General features: G+C 57.4%; 4 protein-coding genes and 1 pseudogene. 3 read left to right on the forward strand and 2 right to left on the reverse strand.

All coding sequences use genetic code 11. The features are described 5' to 3' along the window. Nucleotides 1–34 precede the first annotated feature (34 nt). On the reverse strand, nt 35–1,033 hold the full coding sequence (gene fbp / locus HMPREF9538_RS16665; protein ID WP_002886827.1) for a class 1 fructose-bisphosphatase: 999 nt from the start codon (nt 1,031–1,033) through the stop codon (nt 35–37). 175 nt (nt 1,034–1,208) lie between these two features. On the opposite strand from fbp, the gene mpl reads away from it, so the two are divergent. Both mpl and HMPREF9538_RS16655 read left to right on the forward strand, forming a co-directional pair. Then, nucleotides 1,209–2,582: a UDP-N-acetylmuramate:L-alanyl-gamma-D-glutamyl-meso-diaminopimelate ligase gene (mpl, locus tag HMPREF9538_RS16660; RefSeq protein ID WP_009484749.1), complete on the forward strand. Its 1,374-nt coding sequence runs from the start codon at nt 1,209–1,211 to the stop codon at nt 2,580–2,582. A gap of 68 nt (nt 2,583–2,650) precedes the next feature. Continuing rightward, on the forward strand, nt 2,651–3,178 hold the full coding sequence (locus HMPREF9538_RS16655; RefSeq protein WP_002886889.1) for a GNAT family N-acetyltransferase: 528 nt from the start codon (nt 2,651–2,653) through the stop codon (nt 3,176–3,178). A 43-nt stretch (nt 3,179–3,221) separates the two neighbouring features. On the opposite strand, the gene HMPREF9538_RS16650 is transcribed toward HMPREF9538_RS16655, so the two are convergent. Then, on the reverse strand, nt 3,222–4,430 hold the full coding sequence (locus tag HMPREF9538_RS16650; RefSeq protein ID WP_009484752.1) for an aldose 1-epimerase family protein: 1,209 nt from the start codon (nt 4,428–4,430) through the stop codon (nt 3,222–3,224). A 184-nt stretch (nt 4,431–4,614) separates the two neighbouring features. Here HMPREF9538_RS16650 and HMPREF9538_RS32200 point away from each other — a divergent pair. Continuing rightward, nucleotides 4,615–4,730: pseudogene (locus HMPREF9538_RS32200) on the forward strand (hypothetical protein). Nucleotides 4,731–4,827 lie beyond the last annotated feature (97 nt).

Consider the following 4,827-nt stretch of genomic DNA (forward strand, 5'->3'; position numbering starts at 1 on the left):
GGGGGGGGGGGGGGGGGGGGGGGGGGCAGGACGCTTAGGCGTCCGGGAACGCTTTAATAAAGTTCTCGACGTCTTCTACCATGTGGTTGTTGCCGACGAAGAAGGAGCGACGCTGATGCAGGCTTTCCGGGATAATATCCAGAATACGCTCTTTACCGTCGCTGGCCTTACCGCCCGCCTGTTCGGCGAGGAAGGCCATCGGGTTGCATTCATACAGCAGGCGCAGCTTGCCTTCCGGGTGGCTGGCGGTGCTCGGATAGAGATAGATGCCGCCTTTCAGCAGGTTGCGGTGGAAGTCCGCCACCAGCGAGCCGATATAGCGTGAGGTATAAGGACGCTGAGTCGCTTTGTCCTCTTCCTGACAGTACTTAATGTACTTCTTCACGCCCTGCGGGAATTTGATGTAGTTGCCTTCGTTGATGGAGTAGGTATTGCCCTTCTCCGGGAAGCGCATGCGCTCCTGGCATAGACAGAAGACGCCAAGGGACGGGTCGTAGGTGAAGGCGTGAACGCCGCAGCCGGTGGTATACACCAGCATCGTCGACGATCCGTAGACCACATAGCCCGCGGCCACCTGCTTGTTGCCCGGCTGCAGGAAGTCTTCTTCTGTCACCGGCGTGCCGACAGGCGTCACGCGGCGGTAGATAGAGAAGATCGTACCGACAGAGACGTTAACGTCGATGTTAGAGGAGCCATCCAGAGGGTCCATCAGCACCACGTATTTGGCGTGTTCACACCCTTCGAAGACGACAATCTCATCTTCTTCTTCAGAGGCGATCCCGGCAACAATATCGCGTGCTCGCAGTGCGGCTTTTAATTTTTCATTAGCGAACAGATCGAGTTTTTGCTGAACCTCGCCCTGAACGTTTTCAGCACCGCTGGCACCCAGGATATCGACCAGACCGGCCTTGTTGATATCGCGGTGGATGATCTTGGCGCCCAACTTTATTGCTGACAACAAAGCAGTCAGCTCACCGGTGGCGTGGGAGAACTCGTGCTGCTTTTCAACAATAAACTCACCTAACGTTTTCATAACTCGTTCCCTGCATTTTTATGTTGAGTAAAACGAACGCAACAATCTTAACAAAGAATCAAAAAAGTGCGCACAGGTGAATCGCGCCAGCAAAATACAGATTCGCCTGAAATGCATTTCGCCAGGGCCCGGGATATGGGTAAAATGTGCCCCGGATAAGAAAAGGAAATGACGAATGCGCATTCATATTTTAGGAATCTGTGGCACGTTTATGGGGGGGCTGGCCATGCTGGCGCGCTCCCTCGGTCATGAGGTAACGGGGTCGGATGCTAACGTCTATCCGCCGATGAGCACCCTGCTGGAAAACCAGGGGATTGATTTAATTCAGGGCTATGACCCCAGCCAGCTGGAGCCCCGGCCGGGCCTGGTGATCATCGGTAACGCCATGACTCGCGGCAACCCGTGCGTTGAAGCGGTGCTGGAAAATAATATTCCCTATATGTCCGGCCCGCAGTGGCTGCACGACTTCGTGCTGCGCGATCGCTGGGTGCTGGCCGTCGCCGGGACCCACGGCAAAACCACCACTGCCGGCATGGCGACCTGGATCCTTGAAGCCTGCGGCTATAAACCGGGGTTCGTGATTGGCGGCGTTCCGGGCAATTTCGACGTCTCCGCGCGCCTGGGCGACAGCCCGTTCTTCGTCATTGAAGCCGACGAATATGACTGCGCCTTCTTCGACAAGCGCTCCAAGTTTGTTCACTACTGCCCGCGGACGCTGATCCTCAACAACCTTGAGTTCGACCACGCGGACATCTTTGATGACCTGAAGGCGATTCAGAAACAGTTCCACCATCTGGTGCGCATCGTGCCGGGCAAAGGCAAAATTATCCTGCCGGAGAACGACATCAACCTGAAGCAGGTGATGGCGATGGGCTGCTGGAGCGAGCAGGAGCTGGTGGGCGAGCAGGGCCACTGGCAGGCGAAAAAACTGAACGCCGACGCCTCGCAGTGGGAAGTCTTACTCGACGGCGAAAAGGTCGGCGAAGTGAAGTGGGCGCTGGTCGGCGAGCATAATATGCATAACGGCCTGATGGCGATTGCCGCGGCGCGTCACGTCGGCGTGCTGCCGGCGGATGCCGCGAACGCGCTGGGCAGCTTTATCAACGCCCGCCGTCGCCTGGAGCTGCGGGGCGAAGCCAACGGCGTCACCGTGTATGACGATTTCGCCCATCATCCGACGGCAATCCTCGCCACGCTGCAGGCGCTGCGCGGTAAAGTAGGCGGTACCGCGCGCATTCTCGCCGTGCTGGAGCCGCGCTCTAACACCATGAAAATGGGCGTCTGCAAGGACGATCTGGCGCCGTCTCTCGGCCGCGCCGATGAAGTGTTCCTCCTGCAGCCGCAGCATATTCCGTGGCAGGTGGCGGAAGTGGCGGAGGCCTGCGTCCAGCCGGCCCACTGGAGCGCCGACGTCGATACCCTGGCGGAGATGGTGGTCAAAACCGCCCACCCGGGCGACCATATCCTGGTGATGAGCAACGGCGGCTTCGGCGGCATTCATCAGAAGCTGCTGGATAAGCTGGCGCAAAAAGCGGCCGCGGCTGAATAAGCGCGTACGCCTCCGGTCACTGCCCTCCGCGTGAGGGCAGTTTTGTTTTAGCTACCAGGAATTATGTGATGCTGACCTGCGAAAGCGTACGTTCTACCGACTCGCCCCATTTCGCCATGCTGGACGCGCTTTACGCGCGCGCCTTTCCGTGGCACGAGCAGCGCGAAAGCGAGGCCAAACGTCAGGCGCTGAGCCACCCGCGCTACGCGCTGGAAGCATGGTTCGATGAAGGCGTCTTTGTCGGCCTCAGCGGCTGCTGGCAGTTTGCCGGCTACGGTTATATCGAACATCTGGCGATCGACGACACGCTGCGCTCCCGCGGCTATGGTAAACAGCTGCTGGCGCAGATCCTGACGCGCGCCCCGCTGACCATTCTGGAAATCGATCCGCTAACCACGGCCATCGCCCATAAACGGCTGCGCTTTTATCAGTCGATGGGGTTCCATGCTAATCCCTGGGCGCATCATCACCCGAGCTATCATCAGGGCATTGCGGATCATGAGCTGCTGGTGCTGAGCTACCCGCAGCCGATCGATGAGCGGCAGTATCAGCAGTTTGCCCGGGATCTCGGGCACGAGGTGATGGGGCGGGAGTAGCCCGGCTCGGCGTACCGCTCCGGGCATTCGACTGGCGGCGCTGTTACTCTTTGGCGATCGGCGTCTCGTTCTCCGCGACTTTGTTATCGCCCTGAATCTTAGCGATTTTCTGCTCAACGGCGGCTACCTGGGCGCTGTCGTGCAGCAGGGTGTAGGTTAGATCAAACTGCGCGCTGGCGCCCGGCTGCAGCTGCTTCACGCGTTTTTGCTCGCGTTCAATGGTCACCGGATAGGCGTAGCTGGTCCCCGGCTCGATACCGGTGACATAGCCCTGCTTGACGGTATCGGTGTTTTTCCACAGCGTCAGGACCGGCAGCTGACGGGTATCAAACTGAATAGAGGCCCCTTTATCGCCCGCTTTGTTGACCACGGCGGCCAGGGTCTGGTGATTTTCATCGGCCAGCGGCTGAATATTAAATACCATCTCGTCAAAATCTTTGGTCGGTCCCTGATAGGTCTGCCAGGTTTTTAACCCGCTCTTCGCGTAATCATTGAACGGGCTGATGCTGGACATCGGGGCGAGGAAGCGCGCGCCTTCTTCGAGGATCGGGGTGCCGAAGTTGCTGTGGTAGATGATCTGATAATCATGCGGATAGTCGGCATGGTTGGTTAAGACGTCATGTAAGCTGAAGCTGTTGCTGCCCGGCACGTAGCGCAGTTCGGTCAGGGTCTGCAGATCGGCTTTTTTAAAGGTGCTCTCTTTCACCAGCCCGCGGATGCGGATTTCATACGGCGCGCTGTCGGCCACCTCCACCTCCACCAGAGAGGCCGGCGTGTTGCCCGCCTTGCCGTGTAGGGTATAAATTTGCCCGTCCGCGGTCACCGGATGGCCGGTCCATTCATAGCCGCAGCGGACCATCATCTCGTTGAATCCTTCCAGCCAGCCGAGGCCATTGCGGCTTTCCAGGTTGATAAACGCCGGGTTGACGACCTCTTTAACCGGCGAATCCCAGCCCATCCGGCTGCCGAAACCCTCAATACGCAGTAAGTTCATGCCGCGTGTCGGGCTCAAGGTAATGGTCAGGCCGTCTTTACTGTGAATGGTAAGGATTTTGCTGCCTTCCTGCTTACCGCCGTGCAGGACTTTCTGCTCAATGCTGAACGCATGATCTTTCACCTTCAGCTGATCGCTGTTGATCTGCCAGTTTCCTTTATCCATCCCCTCTTCAGCGTTCGTCAGCACCCATGTTTTTGCCGCGGCCGAGCCGGAAACCAGCAGGGCGATCGTCGTCAGAACCAATGTTTTTTTCATTTTTATTCCCTTTTTGCTGAATCGATTGTGTCATTGACGTGTGAAATCTACCGGCATGGGGGTGATTAAAATGTGAAGCGCCTCACCTGGTGAGAAAGTGGCCGTTTTTATGATGTTAAATGAGATGAAAGTCGTATTATTTTGCTGAGTAATACGTATTTATCACCAGGATATGTGATCTACATTGTTTTTAGCTTTAACGATTCAGCTTGGCAGTAAGGCAATAAACAAACGTATCGTCGTGTGGATGAGGGGACTCAGGTGATGCGACGGGAATCCCCCTGCTGGCGCAAGCCTTAGAGCTGGGGTGAAGGTAGGCCGGATAAGGCGTTAGCCGTCATCCGGCACAACGACGGGAACGGAGTCCGGTACAGCTTGCCCGGCGGCGCTGCGCTTG

Origin of the sequence: Klebsiella sp. MS 92-3 (assembly GCF_000195655.1) — a bacterium.
In the GTDB taxonomy this organism is placed as follows: Bacteria; Pseudomonadota; Gammaproteobacteria; order Enterobacterales; family Enterobacteriaceae; genus Klebsiella; species Klebsiella pneumoniae.

Excerpts from the sequence above, each read along its gene's own strand:
- fbp (WP_002886827.1), bottom strand. The coding sequence starts at position 1,033 with ATGAAAACGTTAGGTGAGTTTATTGTTGAAAAGCAGCACGAGTTCTCC.
- mpl (WP_009484749.1), top strand. The coding sequence starts at position 1,209 with ATGCGCATTCATATTTTAGGAATCTGTGGCACGTTTATGGGGGGGCTG.
- HMPREF9538_RS16655 (WP_002886889.1), top strand. The coding sequence starts at position 2,651 with ATGCTGACCTGCGAAAGCGTACGTTCTACCGACTCGCCCCATTTCGCC.
- HMPREF9538_RS16650 (WP_009484752.1), bottom strand. The coding sequence starts at position 4,430 with ATGAAAAAAACATTGGTTCTGACGACGATCGCCCTGCTGGTTTCCGGC.